The sequence below is a fragment of the Thalassospira lucentensis genome, from assembly GCF_050516545.1.
Classification (GTDB): domain Bacteria; phylum Pseudomonadota; class Alphaproteobacteria; order Rhodospirillales; family Thalassospiraceae; genus Thalassospira; species Thalassospira lucentensis_C.
This window is the reverse complement of sequence record NZ_CP191544.1, coordinates 4,081,387-4,099,316: the sequence shown is the minus strand read 5'-3', so window position 1 is coordinate 4,099,316 and position 17,930 is coordinate 4,081,387. Positions and strand designations below refer to the sequence as shown.

Here is a 17,930-nt window from a genome sequence, read left to right as displayed (position 1 = left end):
TCTCAGACTAAAACGGCCCCACCAAAGGCAGGGCCGCTTTAAAATCGGTTGCCGACAGCGTAAAACGCCGCTTAGCCGACCTTAGAACCGATAGCCGACACCAACACCGAACAGCCACGGGTCAAGGTCTGCTTTTGCATTTACCGCGCCGTTATTTACCGAAACATCGGTGCTGAGATAGATCTTTTTGACATCCACATTCAATGACCATGGACCGGAAATGGCATAATCAAAGCCAGCCTGAAAAGCATAGCCAAAGCCATCGTCATACTTGACCGAGTTGAACTGGCCCGGCTTTGAATCATAGAAAAACGTATAATTGATACCAGCGCCGATATAAGGGCTAAAGCGCTGATCCGCCATAAAGTGATATTGTGCGGTCAATGTTGGCGGCAACAAGCGAACACTGCCAAGATCCTTGCCGTCGTTCCAGGTGACATCATGCTTGGATGTGCCTGCAATCAGCTCAAGCGCAATGTTGTCGGTGATGAAGTAAGAAAAATCCACCTCGGGAATAACGTCGTTATCAACGCGGCCTTCACCGGCCAGTGTATTGCTGTCGATATCTTCATCGGGCACGACGCCCAATACGCGGCCACGGATAAGAATATCACCCGCCTGCTTGGTCTTGAACTCTGCGTCCTGTGCCTGTGCTGCGCCACCCACAAGCATGGTTGCACCCAAAATTGCCACCACGGCAGCTGCCGACATCCGTTTATGGGAAAATGTCATGTCCTAATCCCCTGTCATTAAATTGAACTCGCGGGGAAACTGCGCCTAAGCCTTTGCTGACTTGTTGACACATATCAACAAAGGTCGACGAAAAACGACATGATTTTGAACGGTTTTAACTGACCGGCGATCATAAACCATATACGCGCTCTGTATTTCCTGAAATTCGCCGTCTGCGCACATTTTAATCACAACGACTGACAGAGCAGCCTTTAGCCCAAACCGGTCAGAGAGATTTTCCCTGCATCAATTTGGGCAAGGTTCCGGCATAGCCCATGGCGTGGGACATAAATGTCTTTTTCAGGGGTGGGATTTTCTGAACCACGGCCAGCCCGATATCGCGCGCCCAACGGATCGGGGCGATATCATTGGAAAACAGCCGATTGGTCAAATCGGTGACCGCCAGCATCACGGTATTGTCGAACCGGCGCCATTGTTCATATTCGGCCAAAACATCCGTGCTTCCGATATCGCGGCCAAGACGCCGCGCATTGACCAGAATTTCGGCCAGAACCGCGACATCCCGAATGCCCATGTTAAGCCCCTGACCTGCAATCGGATGCATCCCGTGCGCCGCATCGCCAATCAGGGCAATCCGGTCATCTGTGTAGTGATAGGCATGCTGTAGCCCCAACGGATAGCAAAAGCGCGGACCAACAACTTCGAGATCGCCAAGATAGCCATCAAAGCGACGGTGCAATTCATCGACAAAGGTTTCTTCATCAAGATTGACGAGATAATTGCCAAGCTCTGTGCTTTCGGTCCAGACGATCGAGCAACGATTATCCGTCATCGGCAAAATGGCAAACGGCCCGGCAGGCAGGAAATGTTCAACCGCCAAGCCATTATGGGGTTGCTTGTGCTTGACCGTGCAGACCACCGCACTTTGTTTATAGGCCCACTGATAGGTTTTGATCCCTGCCCAGTCCCGCAACATCGAATTGCGGCCTTCGGCCCCAATGGCAAGCGGGGCGCGGATGGATTGGCCATCGGCAAGCCTTATGGTCACACCACCCTGATCACGGGCGATTTCATCAACCCGTGCCGGGGCAATCATTTCAACCAGATCGTTTTGGGCAATGGCGCGATAAAGCGCACCACGGGTGACAAGGTTTTCAACGATATAGCCCAGTGGTTCGTCACCAAGATCGTGATGGTCATAGTGCAGGAAAAGCGGGCTTTTGCCGTCTGCAATCCGGATATCCAGGATCGGCTCGGCCGCATCGGCCATGTTTTTCCACGCACCAATAACGTCCAGCACGGATTTCGAGGCCGCGGCAATCGCACAGGTCCGACCGTCATAATTGGCACTCAGGATGGTTTTGGGATCGGCATAGTCAATCACCACCGACTTCATACCACCATGGGCAAGGGCAAGCGCCATGGCCGCACCGTTCAACCCGCCGCCCAGAATAACGACATCGGTATGAAGTGCCTGTTGATCCTGCATTTCGCAAATTCCTGTTTGGTCATGGCCTTGGTAACGGCCCTGGTCAATGTTCCCGGTCTTATGCCAGTTAATCACGTTTACACGTTGATCTGACGCAAGAAGCCCGCACAATTGATACTGCCCATCTTTACCCCGCTCCGTACGGGACGACAACCCGCACCGATCATTCGATAAGGCAAATCTTCAACATTGTCAGACGGACATGCGTCATCACGCGCTTAAAGGTCGGTCCACGGGCCTGAAATGGCCCGAACCCGCCACGAACCAACCTGAATGTTCCCCGAAGTTCGCCCCAAACGCCGTTAAGGGCCCCATCCACACCCTTGAAGCACAACACCTTTTCCGATTTGTATTTATTTGATTAAAAAATACGCACATTTTTTAAACAAAGGTAAATTCTGTGCATATTTTAATCCGGCGCCTTGCGCAAGTTATCGCCTCCCAACCAAAGCGATTATTCATTTTTTCCTTATTAATCAGATAATTAACAGTTTTATTTTGAGTCTGGCACGATTCTTGGTTTGTGGGGTGGGACTGCGAAATCGTGATTACCACGTTGGTACTCAACGGATATGCCGGGAGGTCGCAATATTATGAAACTTGTTACTGCTGTCATCAAACCGTTCAAACTGGACGAAGTCCGCGAGGCGCTTAGCGCACTGGGCGTTCAGGGCTTGACGGTCACTGAAGTTAAAGGTTTTGGCCGTCAGAAAGGTCAGACCGAAATTTATCGTGGTGCTGAATACATGGTCAGCTTCCTGCCGAAAGTGAAGCTGGAAGTCGCCATCACGGATAATCTGGTCGATCAGGTTGTCGAAGCCATCACCAAAACTGCTCAAACCGGGAAAATCGGGGACGGTAAGATTTTCGTTCTTGATGTAAGCCAGGCGGTCCGTATCCGTACTGGTGAAACCGGCGACGACGCCCTGTAAGTCCAGAGACAAGGGGAGACATTATGAACATCTCTATTAAGAAAACCGGCCTTGCCGCTCTTGCAGGCACCGCCCTTCTTGCAATCGCTTCTCCAGCCTTTGCTCAGGACGCTGGCGTTTCGGCTGAGACCCAATACATCCTGAACAGCTTTAGCTTCCTGTTCAGTGGCGCACTGGTCATGTGGATGGCAGCTGGCTTTGCCATGCTGGAATCCGGCCTTGTACGTACGAAAAACGTTTCTACCATCCTGCTGAAGAACATCTCGCTCTTCGCTGTTGCTGGCATCATGTATTACCTCATCGGTTATAACCTGATGTATATGGATGTAACCGGCTGGATCGGTTCGCTGAGCCTCTGGAGTGCTGATGATGCAGCTGCTCTTGCTGGTGATTTCTCGGGCGGTTATTCCGCAACGTCTGACTGGTTCTTCCAGATGGTCTTCGTTGCCACCGCAGCTTCGATCGTTTCGGGTACTGTAGCCGAGCGTATCAAACTGTGGCCGTTCATGATCTTCGTCGTCGTGCTTACCGGTGTTCTGTATCCGATTACAGGTGCATGGACATGGGGTGGCGGCTGGTTGTCCGAAATGGGCTTTGCTGATTTCGCTGGTTCGACCATCGTTCACTCGGTCGGCGGCTGGGCTGCTCTGACCGGTGCGATCATTCTTGGCGCACGTAAAGGCAAATATGGCGAAGACGGTTCGGTTCATCCGATGCCGGGTTCGAACCTTCCGCTTGCGACCCTTGGTACTTTCGTACTTTGGCTCGGCTGGTTCGGCTTCAACGGTGGTTCCCAGCTTGCTATGGGTACCGGCGCTGATGTCATCGCGATTGCCAACATCTATGGCAACACCTCGATGGCTGCTGCTGGTGGTGTTGTTGCCGCTGCGATCCTGACCCAGATCCTTTACAAAAAGGTCGACCTCACCATGGCACTTAACGGTGCACTGGCTGGTCTGGTTTCGATCACTGCTGGTCCGGATACCCCGACCATCGGTTCTGCCATCATCATCGGCGCAATCGGCGGTGTTCTGGTTGTTGTTGCAGTTCCGCTGCTCGACAAACTGAAAATCGACGACGTCGTTGGCGCAGTTTCGGTTCACCTTGTTGCTGGTATCTGGGGCACGCTTGCTGTTCCGTTCACCAATGACGGTGCGTCCTTCGGTGTTCAGCTGACCGGTATCGTTGCAATGGGTGCTTTCACCATTGTTGCATCAAGCATCGTCTGGCTGGTTCTGAAGTTCACTGTTGGCATCCGCCTCAGCGAAGAAGACGAGCATATCGGTTCCGATGCTGCTGAACTTGGTCTGGAAGCTTACCCGGAATTCGGTAAGGGTTCCCAGCGCTTCTAAGCGATTTGATTTCCTGACGGATACCGGGTTCGCCCGGTATCCTGCCTGTCAGACCAACTGGCCCGCCCGGGAGTTATCCTGCGGCGGGCTTTTTGTTTTGATCCCTGATGCTGCCTTTTTGGGCAGCGTTTTGGTCATTGTGAAGGCAAAGCCGGTTTTAAGCCCCTTGCCCGATCCATCAACATCATACCGACATTCCCCAACTAGCGCCTTGATGTTGCAGGTCCAAATCAGATTTATCCATGCCTTGGCACGGAAATTGATCTTGGCACCTCCGAACCAGAGTCCGGCAACCCCTACAAGACCGGACCGAGAGGAAACGCTATTTAAAAACGGGGGGATGCCTTATGCAGGCTTTCCAGACTGCCTCGGACGTATTTTTCGTCCTGATGGGTGCTATTATGGTGCTCGCGATGCATGCCGGCTTTGCTTTTCTTGAAGTCGGCACGGTCCGTAAAAAGAACCAGGTCAATGCACTGGTTAAAATCATTGTCGATTTTGCCGTTTCGACCATCGCCTATTTCTTTATCGGCTACAGCGTTGCCTATGGCGTTGATTTCTTTGCCAGTGCCGCCACGTTAAGCGGTCATGCCGGATCTGACGGTGTACCTGCCTTTGCATCAAGCGGCTATGATCTGGTCAAATTCTTCTTCCTGCTGACCTTTGCGGCCGCGATCCCCGCGATCATATCGGGTGGCATTGCCGAACGTGCGCGTTTCTACCCTCAGCTTCTTGCCACCGCCATTCTGGTCGGTGTGTGTTATCCGCTTTTTGAAGGCATGGTCTGGAACAACAATTTCGGTTTTCAGGACATGATCGAAGCCACTTTCGGCGCACCTTTCCATGATTTCGCAGGCTCCATCGTTGTTCATGCGGTTGGAGGCTGGATCGCGCTTGGTGCAGTCATCACCCTTGGTGTCCGACGCGGGCGATACACCAAGACCGGCGGTCTGGTCGGTATTCCACCGTCAAACATTCCGTTCCTGGCCCTTGGGTCTTGGGTGCTGTGTGTCGGCTGGTTTGGCTTTAACGTCATGTCTGCACAATCGGTCAGCGGCATTACCGGTCTGGTCGCGGTTAACTCGTTGATGGCCATGGTTGGCGGTATCCTGACAGCCTTGTTGTCAGGTCGAAACGATCCCGGATTCGTGCATAATGGTGCACTTGCCGGTCTGGTTGCGGTCTGCGCCGGATCAGATGTCATGCATCCGATCGGGGCATTAATCACCGGCGGCCTTGCCGGGGCATTATTTGTCTGGGGCTTTAACCAGTGTCAGGCAAAATGGAAGATTGATGACGTTCTTGGCGTCTGGCCGTTGCATGGCATGTGCGGTCTTTTGGGCGGCATTGCGTGCGGCATCTTTGGCCTTGAGGCCTTGGGCGGCATGGGGGGTGTTTCCTTTGCAGCCCAGCTCGTTGGGTCATTGATCGGTGTGGTCTTTGCCACGGTCGTCGGGTTTGTCGTCTATGGCGTGATCAAGAAAACCGTTGGCTTCCGGCTGTCGGAAGAAGACGAGTTTGAGGGTGCGGATATCTCAATCCACAATATCAGCGCCTATCCAGAAGATGATCTTCGCGCCAGCTAAGACTTTGTAAAATTGCATCACCCATCTATCAAAAGCCCGGAAAGCCCGTCTTTCCGGGCTTTTTAGGTTAAAACACCCTGTCTCTTAAATCTTTCTTTGCACTTTTCGCATAGGGGTAGATTGAGGGGAAATTGCCCACATTTAACCAACATGCATCCGCATCATGGCAAAGCCTGATGTGACATAGACCAAGCTGGAATGACGACGACCATGTTTAACGAACGCCTGGATCATTTGCCTGCCTATCCATTTCCGCGATTGGCGGCCTTGCTTGACGGTATTGAACCCGGTCAATCGCCGTTGGTCATGTCGATTGGTGAGCCGCAGCACGAACCGCCTGCGATGATCACGGAAGCCATGGTTAAATACGCATCGCTTTGGCATAAATACCCACCGGGGGCTGGCACCCCGGAATTGCGCGATGCCATCAAAAACTGGCTTGATCGGCGCTATCGCCTGCCAACAAGCATGATCCACCGTGATGATCATATTCTGCCCGTGGCCGGCACACGCGAAGCGCTTTATCTGATTGCCACCACCGTCATTCCGCAAGACCAACCTGGCCCCAAACCCAAGGTGCTTTTGCCCAACCCGTTTTATCAGGTCTATTGTGGCGCGGCTGTTTTGAATGACGCGGAAATGGTCCCGCTTGCCGCCCAGGCCGAGAACGGATTTTTGCCAGATCTTGATCAGATCGATACCGAAACATTAGATGCTTGTCGGTTGTTTTTCCTGTGTTCTCCTGCCAATCCACAAGGATCGATTGCATCGCGCGACTATCTTGAACGGGTGATTGGGCTGGCGCGCAAGCATGACTTTGTCCTGGCGATGGATGAATGCTACGCCGATATCTATGATGCCACTGCACCGACCGGCGCGCTTGAAATCTGTGCCGCGCAAGGTGGGAACATGGATAACGTCCTTGTCTTCCACAGCCTGTCAAAACGATCGAGCGCACCGGGGCTTCGGTCCGGCTTTGTTGCCGGGGATGCCAACATCATCAAACGGTTTAACGCGCTGCGCAGTTATTGCTCGGCAACCATTCCAATGCCGGTGATGGCCGCATCGACCGCCCTTTGGAATGACGATGCCCATGCCAGCGAAAACCGTGATTTGTATCGGGCCAAAATCGACATTGCCGAAGAAGTCTTTGGCAACCGATTTGGCTTTTACCGGCCGCCGGGTGGATTTTTCCTGTGGCTTGACGTTGGCGACGACGAAGCTGCAACCAAGAAAATCTGGCAGCAGGTCGGGGTTAAAGTCATTCCGGGCAGTTATCTTTCGATCACGGATGCCAACGGCGACAATCCGGGCAAGCAATTTATCCGCATTGCCCTTGTACATGACCTTGAAACCACACGAGACGGGCTGAGCCGTATTGCGCAGGCGCTGGAAAGCTAACTTTCCGCGTTTGATCGCAATCGAGCGCCCAACAGGACTTAACCAGAACGGATACCCAGATGAGCAGTCAGTCGAACACTCTTGGAACCGCCTTTATGCCCGGCAGTCTTGTGACACTGCTGAAGCGAAGCGGTTTGCGGATTTGCGGCCTTGGTCTGGTTTTCATGGCCATTGCCCTGTTCATCATGCTGATCGGGTTCCATCCCGGCGATCCGTCCTTTAACCATGCAACCGACCACGAAGCGATTTTCAACCCGCTGGGTGTTTTTGGTGCGTATGGCGCAGATTTGATGTTGCGCACACTGGGTTTGGCATCTGCCCTTTTGACCGTGCTTATGCTGGGTTGGGGATTGCGCCTGATTGCGGTTAAACCGTTTAACTGGATGTGGGTGCGGTTTCTTGTCTTGCCGCTGGCGTTGCTTTTGGTGGCGATTTCGGCCGCCGCCATTCAGCCGGGTATGCATTGGCCGCTGACTGTTGGGCTTGGCGGGTTTGCTGGCGATTTACTGCTGAACAAGCTTCAAGCGGGGTTTGCCATGATCGGCCTTCCCGGTGCACGCGCCTTGATCGCGCTGTCATCGATGGTGCTTGGTCTGGTTTTAACGATCTTTTGCATGGCCTATTCACTTGCCGACTGGGAACGTCTGGGCAATGTGCTTTCTTATGCTGCTGGAAAAGTCATTTCAGGTGCGCGGGCCATCATCCCGACGGGCAGCAATGATGAACCGGTCGCAAAGCGCGCACCCGGTTCGCGACAGGAACCATCCCTTGATAAAGGGAAACCCAAGCTTGCCCCGACCATCTCGACCCGCCGTTCTGAACCCAAGACCGATGTGAATGATGATGACGGTTTTGACGATGACGATGATTATGATGGCGTGGATAACGAACCACCCGTGCATATCGTTGCCGCCCCTGCCGCCAAATTGCAGCCCAGTGAAAAGGCATCGGCACAGCGTCAGGCATCCTTTGATTTGGGATCAGAAGAATACCGTTATCCGCCGCTTGATCTTTTGAGCGAACCCGATCCGAGCGATGCCAATCAGATTGATCAGGAAGCACTGGCGCAAAATGCCCGCCTACTGGAAACCGTTCTGCAGGACTTTGGCGTTAAGGGCGAAATTGTTCAGGTCCGCCCCGGCCCGGTTGTGACCCTGTATGAACTTGAACCAGCCGCCGGGGTGAAATCATCGCGGGTGATTGGTCTTGCCGATGACATTGCACGTTCCATGAGTGCGATTGCCGCGCGTGTTGCCGTGGTGCCGGGACGCAACGTTATCGGTATTGAGCTTCCAAATTCACGCCGTGAAACCGTGCATCTGCATGAAATTCTGGCCTCCAGCGATTTCGAAAAGAATACCGGCAAGCTTAATATGAGCTTGGGCAAAGACATTGGCGGCACACCCGTGATTGCCGATCTTTCGAAAATGCCGCATTTGCTGATTGCGGGTACGACCGGGTCGGGTAAATCGGTTGGTGTGAACGCAATGATCCTGTCATTGCTGTATCGCATGAAGCCCGAAGAATGCCGCTTTATCATGATTGATCCGAAAATGCTGGAACTGTCGATCTATGACGGCATTCCGCATCTTTTGACGCCGGTTGTGACAGACCCGCATAAGGCCGTGGTTGCCCTGAAATGGGCGGTGCGTGAGATGGAAGACCGCTATCGCGCCATGAGCCAGGTCGGGGTGCGTAACATTGCCGGTTACAACAAACGCATCAAGGAAGCTGCGGCCAAGGGTGAACAGCTTACCCGTCGCGTTCAGACCGGGTTTGATCCTGAAACCGGCAAGCCGATCTTTGAAGATCAGGAACTGCCGATGGAACCACTGCCGTTTATCGTCGTCATTGTCGATGAAATGGCTGATCTTATGCTGGTGGCTGGTAAGGATGTTGAAGCATCGATCCAGCGACTGGCCCAGATGGCCCGTGCGGCGGGCTTGCACCTGATCATGGCGACCCAGCGTCCATCGGTTGACGTCATTACCGGGACGATCAAGGCCAACTTCCCGACCCGTATTTCCTATTCCGTGACCTCCAAGATCGATTCTCGCACCATCCTTGGTGAAATGGGCGCCGAGCAGCTTCTGGGGCAAGGGGATATGCTTTATATGGGCCAAGGCGGCCGATTGCAGCGTGTCCACGGCCCGTTTGTTTCGGATGAAGAAGTCGAAAGCATCGTCAAGCATCTGCGCGATCAAGGCGACCCATCATATCTTGAAACCGTTACCGAAGAACCCGAAGAAGACCCGGTTGCCGCCTATATGGCCGGGGGCAATGCCGGTGCCGGTGGTGGCGGAAATGGATCGGATGATGATTTGTATAATCAGGCGGTTGGCATTGTCCTGCGCGAGAAAAAAGCATCCACCAGCTTTATCCAGCGCAAACTTTCCATTGGCTATAATCGTGCGGCACGCATCATCGAACAGATGGAAGAAAACGGCGTCGTATCGGCCGCCAACCATGTTGGCAAACGCGAAGTGCTGATGGAAAACATGGATGGTTCGCCCTACGAATATTAAAGCCCGTTGCATTTATATGGACGGGCCATTGTCTCGGCCCGCCCATCTTCAAAATGTCGACTGGCGAAATCCAGTCCTACAAACGGAAGTCCGCAGCAGCGGCGCAAGGCTGTTGTCTATCAAACCCGGTTTCTAAACGGTACATTTGAACTGGTGCGATCCTTGCGCAGCACTGATTTCGGGATCAGCACCCAGAAATAGGTCGCAAGTAGGCGGAGAGACGGACATAGCAGCATTTCGGATTTCCGGATCAATCCATCCACAGGAGGCGCCTTGAGTGCTGGCTGCAGCTCTCAGCTCCTGGTCAATGTCATCGGCCGCATTTACATCCTGCGCCAACAACACCCCGCCACTGCTTATCCAATTGGCCATCAAATCGCCGGTGGCATTTCCCATCGTGTACATGGTTCTCATCCCTGAATTGCATAATAAAATACTTGCTTACCAATAGGAGTGCAACCGGGAGGACAAGTCAATTGGGGAATGCATGATAAAATAAACGTCACATCCAACGAGGCGGGGCAAACGGGCCTGTCTCTTTGGATCACCTCAGACCGTTCAGGACATGTGCTGTTTATTGAAAATCCCCTCGCCGTTGCCTTCGCGCCGGACAAGACCCCATCAATACGCATAACTTCCGCACATTGTTTCCCCACAAGAAAGAGGCGAGCTGAACTCAGCCCGCCTCTTTCTGATCACTAAACACGCCAAAGTCGCCGCTTGATCCCACATACTTCCAACTGACCGAAACCTTATCTCAGAAGCGGAAATTCAGAAGGCTACGCAGTCATAGTTGTATCTTACAAATGAATACGGCATTCCATGCTATGGGTATGAGCAGCAGCCGAAAGGCCTTTGTCATCACGATCAATGCTATAGCAAGTCTGCGGTGAGCGCGTCAGCATCGCCGCCTGTAATTCTGCACCCTGATCATCCATTGCAATGTCAGTTTTTGCCAAATCAGCGCCACCAGAAACCAGCCAGGCTGCCATCTGGTTATTCGTTGTGCTTTCCATTCGTTCCATGCTCAGTACCCCAAATTATTATTGAAGATATTCACGTTATGATTGAACGACACCTGAAACCCGAAGTCAACAAATCCTGATCAATTGTCAACCGCGTCAAACCGTTTCCAAACAATTGTTTAGAAATTGATCTTGTTGCCAAAATGTCCTTTGATGACACAGTGTTTTGCCGACAGACGAAAGGAAAGATTTGTGACCTTAACCCTTCTTCCGGTGACAAAAGAGACCGTCGCGGAGTATCTGGAGTTTCGGATTTCTGTCGTCGATGCCACCACCGCCAGCTACCTTTCCAGAACCGATCAGGTTTCCATGATCCTTGCCAGTACGGCACATCACTTCCTGCTCGAAGATGATGTCGCGGTCGCAACCGCCGCGATCAAACGTAGAAGCGATGATGATTGTATGTCGGTCTACGTGCTGGTGGATCCGAAAAAGCGCAACGAAAAGCATCTGACCAGCCTTATCGGGCGATTGCTTAAAACTGAAAACCAGCCATCTGTTGAACACAATACCCGTTACCACCTTTATCCCTCAAGCGGGCTTTCCTTCATAGAGGCGGACATGCACGCGATGGGATTTTCACAGGTTTCGGAGAACATCAAATATGTCCGCGATCCGGGTCCGCCACGCGCAGGTGAATTCCCCCATGCCACCAAGGGAGAACAGCTTGGTTATCGCGCGATGGTGCTTGATGATGATCTGATTGCGAAATATCCCGACATTTTTTCGCGCATGGCCAACGTCTATGACCGGGCCTTTGCCGGACGCCCCAATGTACAAAAAATAACTGCCGCGGAACGGGAAAAATACTACCGGCAACCCGATAGTGGTTTTGTTATCTGCATGCTGGGTGACGATCTTGTCGCCAGCACTCATTTTTTAAAACTTGATCAAGAAGTTCTGACAACCGAATTGGAATGCCTACGGAAACACTGGGGAACCGGGGCTGTCGATCTGGTTTGCAAACATCAGGTCAAGGAAATTGCCAAACGTTGGAACCTCCCTGTCATTGCCTATGCCGATAAAACCAATGCGGCATCCCGTCGCGCGATGGAACGCTGTGGTCTTTATCCGGCTCAGGAACATTTCAGTTGGCACCGCACGTTCTTGGCAGGTTCGCGGGTAGATTTTTAAACGTACCATCCCCCGTCAAAAACAAAGGCAGGCCATACAAGCCTGCCTTTGTTTTTATGCACCCAACAGAAAGAACCGTTTTCTACATCAAAATACCGGACAACCAAAGGCTGCGCTCGTCGCTGCAGCAGCACTCAATGCAGGATCACTGGATTCCGCCTTAATACACATAGGGGCATTTGAATTCATCGTCAGGGCTGCCGCACTCAGCGCAGAATCACTAGATTCCGCTTCAATACACTGAGGGGCATTTGGATTCCACGTGAAGCCAGCCGCACTCATTTCAACCCAACTCGGGCACGGAGGACCCGCCGTGTGCGCCCCAGACGCCAGATGCTGATCGGGACGCCCAACGGGTGCGCTCATCGGACCTGTCAATGCACCACCACTGGCCTGCCATGCACTTAATTTGTTTGAGACTTCTTGAACTGTGTTTTCCATGCGCGTGAATCCATGATTTCTGTTTATTCAGAATAATAGCGCATTGATTGAATATCAGGACACGACTCCTGTCAACTTGTGCCTTCATAAAACCCTGAAATTCAGCCAAATCATGCCAGTGTCAGTACAGGTCTGATTTCCCTTGGGGCGCCAATTTCAAGAAGCGCCTGTCCAATGCCCGGCAAACCTTGCATCAAGCTGGTCTGAAAGACGCGGTCGCGCGCCATCATCCCAATAGCATCGCCGTGATCAAGCCGATTGATCCACGCAGATAAACGATGGTTGAGGTGATATTCCAGATCATCCGGGCCACACCCAACTTCCAATGCATATCGCAACATTGAAAACCGCCCGGCATGGCCACAGCATAGATTATCACGCCCGCCGTCCTGTTTTGCCAGTACCGCTGCAATTGCCGTTTCAATTTCGTCGCGAATGGTCGGGTCATCAAGCACATTAAGGGCCGCCATCCGAGCAAAACCGATACCCGCAGCCCCGTGACACCACTGGACCGGATCACGAACGGGTTTCTCGCCGCGCAAGTCGGGCCAGCCATTTTCGACCGGGTCAAACAGGCTGCGTTCAAACACAAGACCACGTTTGGCCAAATTCAGAAATACTTCATCACCGCAGGCCTGATAAAGCTTCAAAAGGGCCAAAACCGATCCGGCTGCGCCATGGGACATGCCTGCCAATGCGCGATCGCCAACGCCAATCCATGTCGCCGGATCTTGGGGAAGATGCAGTCCGCACATAATTGCCCGATCCAGCACGGCCTGATCGCGGGTGGCGCGGTAAAGTGCCAACAATCCCAGTATCGCGCCGGACACCCCGCTTATGACATCGAGTGCCTTATCCGCATGAACAGCGACATCATCAATGCGTTCGGACATGCGGACAGCTTCATCACGCAATTCAGGTGCGTCAAGAAGATCGGCACAGCGCACCAACACATAAATAAGACCACCAATCCCCTCAAAGCCGCCAACTGAACCCAGTTGAACTGTACTTGCGCGCGGGGCGGCAAGTGCTGCCAAAGCCATCTTTTTCCACCCTCCATCCGGATCAACGGCATGACATCCGGCAAAGAAAAGGGCCACGCCGGCCGTGCCTTCATAGAACTGCTCGCCCATTGCAGCAATCTGAAGGGCTTCGCCATCCGGTGTGGCATCTGCAGTCATCCAGCAGGCAGCGCCATCAGACAGGATCGCCTGATCGGCAACATATCGCGCGATGGACAGTGCCGATTGGCGGGCGGCGGCAGCGACATCGCCGCAAAGGGGCGTATCCGTCCATGGCTTGCGCGGCGGCAGGCCGGTAAACCGCGTTGAAAGAACAAGCTGACGAATGATCGCACAATCATATTCCAGATTGGCTTTTAGGTGATCGAGACGATCACTGATCTTGGGCAACACGGCAGATGCCGTGAAATCAGTGGAAACAAGCATCCCATCGGCCCACACACCATCCTGATCCGTCTTGCCGGTAAAAAGCGGCACATCCATCCGGGTCAATGCTGTGCGTTCATGGGCAAGAATGCCCCACCCCGGATAGTCATCAATATCCCAGCGCGCACGACGTGCGAGTCTTTCAAAATGCAGGCTCCAGACAAAACCATCCTGCTGATTTTGCGGCATGCGGATGGCGTATTCGAGTTCCTGATAATAGGCGGTCGGGCGCAAAACATGGCGGATGCGTACATCCTTAAATCCGCCAAGGGGCCCGTCTTTTCCAAGGAACGAATCGCTGTTATCAGACAGGAAATTAATGGTGTCGCAAAACCCGTCAATAAGGTCTGTAACGTAATCCGCCGCATCGGCTGGTTGCCCATCAATGGTAATGCCCAAGCCCGAAAGCGGCTTTTCCACTGTGACGGTTTCAAAGACCATATTGCCCTGATTAACGTTCACAAGCCGGACATCGCGAACCGGTTTGGGCACCGATGTGGCCAGACCACCGTCATCAACCCAATGCCCGGCAATGTTTTTACGTTGCGCCAGCAGACCCACAGCAATCACGCCTTTGTCAAAATTGTGGGTCGCAAGTTCCTTTGCGTGCAGGGCTTTTGTGCCGCCCGGCAGATGACGCAATTCCGGCTGAAACAGTGTTTCCAGATCAATGACCACAGGGCGTCCATCTGCAATCAGGAAGTTTTCATGATGCATGTCACTGCCCTTGAGACAGTAAAGCAGCGCAAGCAACTGACCAGAAGCGCGATAGAAAACTGGTGCCTGATCCGACGATAGGGCAGAATCATGATCGACATAGGCCATCCAGCCATAATCTGGCAGGCTCCAGGTTTGCGCAGCACCAAGCCGGATGTCCGAGCCGCTCTTGACCAACCAGTCCGACAGGCCCTTCCAGGCCTGTTCTGCACCGATCGGGCGGGGCTTATAAACAATCTTCGCACCTGTATCGAATTCAAGGATCAGGACCGAACGCCCGTGATCATGGGAATCTGAAATCCCACCCGTTATTTTGCGGACAACAGATGTATCCTGAAGTTCCGGGAAATGATCACGAAACGCGACCATATCGCGCTGTAAACGGTCAATGAACTCACCTGTTGTCACAATCCACTGATCGACAATGGTTGCCAGCAGGCGGATCATGACGGGACGGTTTGACACCAGATTGGCAAACGGCCCGCTGCGGAGTGCCGATGTGAAGGCGTCATAGACTTCTGGCCCGGTGGTATCTTCGGGCTTGATACCAACGGCTTGGCGAAACGACTCAAAGCTTTCATAAAGTGTATGTGTGTAGACCTTGGCCAAACGCAGGATCAAAATACGATCAAGGTCAACTCTTGCATCCGCGCTCAGAACCGCCGCATCAAAACCCGAAACCCGCACCCGTGCTGCAATGACAACCGGCCAAATCAAATCCGCAAACGGTACGTCATTGCGAATACTGGCGGGACAGTCCCCGTTGGTCTCATCGCAACCCGACACAATCGCATCAAACACCCAACGGGCGGTATCAAGCCATTCCGGGGCGTCTTCGCCGGGGCGAAGGACAACATCCCCAAGATACGGGGCGACGTCATTTGCCTTCAGGCCGTCTCTGGCAAGACGGCGGGTAAACAGATCCTTGTCACCATTGGAGGCAAATTCGCACCATTTCTGCAGAAATCCCTGATGAGCATCGTCAAGTTCAGCTTGGGTTGCAGAGCGTGCCTCATCGTCGTTACGATCAGGGATGTATTTTCCCGACAGGCGCTCATCAATGGTCCCGGCCTTTGCCGCAATTGATGCCCAAAATGGATCGACGTTCATCTGTTCCCCTTGACCTTTTGGCGTATTAAAGCACTGATATTAAACCTAAACCAAGAGAAGTTTTGAGCAACATGCAACTTGTCGCCGTCACGCAGAAAAATATCGCGCCTTATGTTGCATTCCGTATGGAAGTCGCCGACGAAGAAGGACGGCGCTACTACCAGACCATTGATCTTGCCGCCGCCATTTTAACGCAAGGCAGTGACTATGCGCTTGAAGACGAACACGGCAAACTGCAGGCGGCTGTCACAATCCGACGCAAAGAAGCCCGTGACGGTAATCTTCTGGTCATGATTTCGGTCGAAGGCAAAGACAAAAAACCCGAAACAAACGCACGCTTGCTGCGCGAAGTTCTTGCAACGGAAACCGGGAATGTCGTAACGCTCGACACCCGTTACAACGTTTATAACCCGCCTGAAATGACACTACCGAACGCAAAAATGGCAGAGATGGGATTTACCGAGATACCGGGAACCTATCGCTACAAGCGTGAACCGGGACCACCGCGTTCCGGTGAGTTCCCACATGCGGACCGGGCGGTTGAACGGGGATATAAAACGCTTGTGATTGACGATGCCTATGTCGCCTCTGATCCGGACATTTTTGAAAAGCTAGCCGATATCTTTAACCGCGCCTTTTCGAACCGCGATAACGTTACCCCAAGCACCCCGGAACGCATGCGCAAGAGTTACGAAACTGACGCCAATGATATCATTATCGCCAAGCTTGGTGATGACGTCACAGGCAGCATCACACTGAGTTATCTAGGGGATTCGGTTCTTTCACCGCAATATAACTGCATGCGCCGCCACTGGGGAACCGGGTCGGTTGATCTGATGTGTCGTCATCTGGCCCAATTGGTTGCAGATCGCTGGAACGTTCCGATTATTGGTTATGCCGAAGCACGAAATGCCGCGTCATGGAAGGCACTTGAACGGTTCGGGCTAACGCGCGTTGAAGAACTTATGATCTGGGAACGTCATGTCCCGACCGGCGAGACATTTACGCTGTAATCAAGACCGCACACACAAATGAAAAGACGGGCCACCATATGACCCGTCTTACAGCAAGCAATCATCAAACTGCCTCAGATGAGAATCACACCTAGCAACGTGGTACAACTGATATCATCCAACGCAGCCATAAGGAGAATAGGGACCAGTCCTTCCTGCCGCACTCATTTCCGGGTCAATGCACGTTGGATAGCCGGCAGAGCTTCCTGCACCACTCACTTCCGAGTCAATGCACATTGGGAAATTGCCAGTACCACCAGCCGCTTGCACTTCGCTCTCACAATTATCCACGAGGCTGATCGACGCTGCAGCAGCAATTGCACCACCGCTGGCGGCCCAAGACGCCATCATTTCCTGATTAACAGTCGACATGTTCAACATCCCTGATTTGAATACACATAAAATCCTGAAGTTGAATAAGATTATCAACTTCAACATCAAAAAGCGATAGATCCCTCTGGGCATAAAAAAGGCGGGATGAATATCAACCCGCCTTTTCAAATTCCAGAATCCCAAAAGCCCGACTTCCATGACAGAAACTTCACCGTCCTACAATCTACATGAAGTCCGCTCATGCACCTGAGGTGCTATTCCTAGCCCTGACACTCACACCTTAACAGTAAGGTTTATATGTATTTGAGGAGCTAGCAGCACTTAAGCGTGGGATGGGATGGCACAACCTATCCCGGGCAATAAACCTGAACCGAGCCCGCAGCGGCACTTAAACCTTTGTTATCGCCGTGGGATGGCGACGTCTGTCCCGGGCAAAGAAACTGAAGCGACCCAGCAGCAGCACTTAAGCCTTTGTTATCGCCGTGGGACGACACAGTCCTCCCGGAAATTGCGCCACCACTTTGCATCCAGTTTGTCAGGAGCTCGTTCGACACATGTTCGACTCTTTCCATACTCGTAATCCTTATTCAAACTTATTGATATTGCAGCAAGAAATCAGAGTATTTATTAAATCCGATAGCTCATCGACTGTCAATTGACGCGATGATAAACAGCTATTGCGCGTTAAATACAATGCGCAGGAAATCTTGTTGGCCACAAACATCAAAACC

General features: G+C 52.7%; 14 protein-coding genes. 7 read left to right on the top strand and 7 right to left on the bottom strand.

Annotated elements, in window-relative coordinates; translation table 11 throughout:
• Window positions 1-81: 81 nt before the first annotated feature.
• On the bottom strand, window positions 82-732 hold the full coding sequence (locus tag ACQ0MK_RS18815) for an OmpW/AlkL family protein (RefSeq protein WP_430473909.1): 651 nt from the start codon (window positions 730-732) through the stop codon (window positions 82-84).
• Window positions 733-958: 226 nt separating this feature from the next.
• Window positions 959-2,182: a 2-octaprenyl-6-methoxyphenyl hydroxylase gene (gene ubiH / locus ACQ0MK_RS18810; RefSeq protein ID WP_430473908.1), complete on the bottom strand. Its 1,224-nt coding sequence runs from the start codon at window positions 2,180-2,182 to the stop codon at window positions 959-961.
• A 593-nt stretch (window positions 2,183-2,775) separates the two neighbouring features.
• Between ubiH and ACQ0MK_RS18805 the strand changes: the two genes are divergently transcribed.
• The 5 genes from ACQ0MK_RS18805 (at window position 2,776) to ACQ0MK_RS18785 (ending at window position 9,978) form a co-directional block, all read left to right on the top strand.
• Window positions 2,776-3,114: a P-II family nitrogen regulator gene (locus tag ACQ0MK_RS18805; RefSeq protein WP_007088725.1), complete on the top strand. Its 339-nt coding sequence runs from the start codon at window positions 2,776-2,778 to the stop codon at window positions 3,112-3,114.
• 23 nt (window positions 3,115-3,137) lie between these two features.
• On the top strand, window positions 3,138-4,466 hold the full coding sequence (locus tag ACQ0MK_RS18800) for an ammonium transporter (RefSeq protein ID WP_350044886.1): 1,329 nt from the start codon (window positions 3,138-3,140) through the stop codon (window positions 4,464-4,466).
• A 347-nt stretch (window positions 4,467-4,813) separates the two neighbouring features.
• The gene (locus ACQ0MK_RS18795) at window positions 4,814-6,052 is read left to right on the top strand and encodes an ammonium transporter (RefSeq protein ID WP_430473907.1); all 1,239 of its coding nucleotides are present in this window, start codon (window positions 4,814-4,816) and stop codon (window positions 6,050-6,052) included.
• A 210-nt stretch (window positions 6,053-6,262) separates the two neighbouring features.
• Window positions 6,263-7,453, top strand: a complete 1,191-nt coding sequence (locus ACQ0MK_RS18790; protein ID WP_430473906.1) for an aminotransferase class I/II-fold pyridoxal phosphate-dependent enzyme — start codon at window positions 6,263-6,265, stop codon at window positions 7,451-7,453.
• A 59-nt stretch (window positions 7,454-7,512) separates the two neighbouring features.
• Window positions 7,513-9,978, top strand: coding sequence for a DNA translocase FtsK (locus ACQ0MK_RS18785; RefSeq protein WP_430473905.1), 2,466 nt, complete (start codon window positions 7,513-7,515; stop codon window positions 9,976-9,978).
• Between the two features lie 132 nt (window positions 9,979-10,110).
• Here ACQ0MK_RS18785 and ACQ0MK_RS18780 read toward each other — a convergent pair whose 3' ends face one another.
• The gene (locus tag ACQ0MK_RS18780; RefSeq protein WP_430473904.1) at window positions 10,111-10,383 is read right to left on the bottom strand and encodes a hypothetical protein; all 273 of its coding nucleotides are present in this window, start codon (window positions 10,381-10,383) and stop codon (window positions 10,111-10,113) included.
• Window positions 10,384-10,778: 395 nt separating this feature from the next.
• Window positions 10,779-11,003 (bottom strand): hypothetical protein, encoded by a 225-nt coding sequence (locus tag ACQ0MK_RS18775; RefSeq protein WP_430473903.1) that lies wholly within the window; start codon window positions 11,001-11,003, stop codon window positions 10,779-10,781.
• A 192-nt stretch (window positions 11,004-11,195) separates the two neighbouring features.
• Here ACQ0MK_RS18775 and ACQ0MK_RS18770 point away from each other — a divergent pair, with 192 nt between their 5' ends.
• Entirely contained in the window at window positions 11,196-12,137 is a 942-nt protein-coding gene (locus ACQ0MK_RS18770) for a GNAT family N-acetyltransferase (RefSeq protein WP_430473902.1), read from the top strand.
• A 551-nt stretch (window positions 12,138-12,688) separates the two neighbouring features.
• On the opposite strand, the gene lanM is transcribed toward ACQ0MK_RS18770, so the two are convergent.
• Window positions 12,689-15,853, bottom strand: coding sequence for a type 2 lanthipeptide synthetase LanM (gene lanM / locus ACQ0MK_RS18765; protein WP_430473901.1), 3,165 nt, complete (start codon window positions 15,851-15,853; stop codon window positions 12,689-12,691).
• 62 nt (window positions 15,854-15,915) lie between these two features.
• Between lanM and ACQ0MK_RS18760 the strand changes: the two genes are divergently transcribed.
• On the top strand, window positions 15,916-16,866 hold the full coding sequence (locus ACQ0MK_RS18760) for a hypothetical protein (RefSeq protein WP_430473900.1): 951 nt from the start codon (window positions 15,916-15,918) through the stop codon (window positions 16,864-16,866).
• 114 nt (window positions 16,867-16,980) lie between these two features.
• Here ACQ0MK_RS18760 and ACQ0MK_RS18755 read toward each other — a convergent pair whose 3' ends face one another.
• Both ACQ0MK_RS18755 and ACQ0MK_RS18750 read right to left on the bottom strand, forming a co-directional pair.
• A complete protein-coding gene (locus tag ACQ0MK_RS18755; RefSeq protein WP_430473899.1) occupies window positions 16,981-17,397 on the bottom strand; it encodes a hypothetical protein in 417 nt (138 codons plus the stop codon).
• A 149-nt stretch (window positions 17,398-17,546) separates the two neighbouring features.
• On the bottom strand, window positions 17,547-17,771 hold the full coding sequence (locus ACQ0MK_RS18750; RefSeq protein ID WP_430473898.1) for a hypothetical protein: 225 nt from the start codon (window positions 17,769-17,771) through the stop codon (window positions 17,547-17,549).
• Window positions 17,772-17,930: the final 159 nt, after the last annotated feature.

Excerpts from the sequence above, each read along its gene's own strand:
- ACQ0MK_RS18750 (WP_430473898.1), bottom strand. The coding sequence starts at position 17,771 with ATGGAAAGAGTCGAACATGTGTCGAACGAGCTCCTGACAAACTGGATG.
- ACQ0MK_RS18775 (WP_430473903.1), bottom strand. The coding sequence starts at position 11,003 with ATGGAACGAATGGAAAGCACAACGAATAACCAGATGGCAGCCTGGCTG.
- ACQ0MK_RS18755 (WP_430473899.1), bottom strand. The coding sequence starts at position 17,397 with ATGGAAGTCGGGCTTTTGGGATTCTGGAATTTGAAAAGGCGGGTTGAT.
- lanM (WP_430473901.1), bottom strand. The coding sequence starts at position 15,853 with ATGAACGTCGATCCATTTTGGGCATCAATTGCGGCAAAGGCCGGGACC.
- ACQ0MK_RS18785 (WP_430473905.1), top strand. The coding sequence starts at position 7,513 with ATGAGCAGTCAGTCGAACACTCTTGGAACCGCCTTTATGCCCGGCAGT.
- ACQ0MK_RS18815 (WP_430473909.1), bottom strand. The coding sequence starts at position 732 with ATGACATTTTCCCATAAACGGATGTCGGCAGCTGCCGTGGTGGCAATT.
- ACQ0MK_RS18780 (WP_430473904.1), bottom strand. The coding sequence starts at position 10,383 with ATGTACACGATGGGAAATGCCACCGGCGATTTGATGGCCAATTGGATA.
- ubiH (WP_430473908.1), bottom strand. The coding sequence starts at position 2,182 with ATGCAGGATCAACAGGCACTTCATACCGATGTCGTTATTCTGGGCGGC.
- ACQ0MK_RS18790 (WP_430473906.1), top strand. The coding sequence starts at position 6,263 with ATGTTTAACGAACGCCTGGATCATTTGCCTGCCTATCCATTTCCGCGA.
- ACQ0MK_RS18805 (WP_007088725.1), top strand. The coding sequence starts at position 2,776 with ATGAAACTTGTTACTGCTGTCATCAAACCGTTCAAACTGGACGAAGTC.
- ACQ0MK_RS18800 (WP_350044886.1), top strand. The coding sequence starts at position 3,138 with ATGAACATCTCTATTAAGAAAACCGGCCTTGCCGCTCTTGCAGGCACC.
- ACQ0MK_RS18795 (WP_430473907.1), top strand. The coding sequence starts at position 4,814 with ATGCAGGCTTTCCAGACTGCCTCGGACGTATTTTTCGTCCTGATGGGT.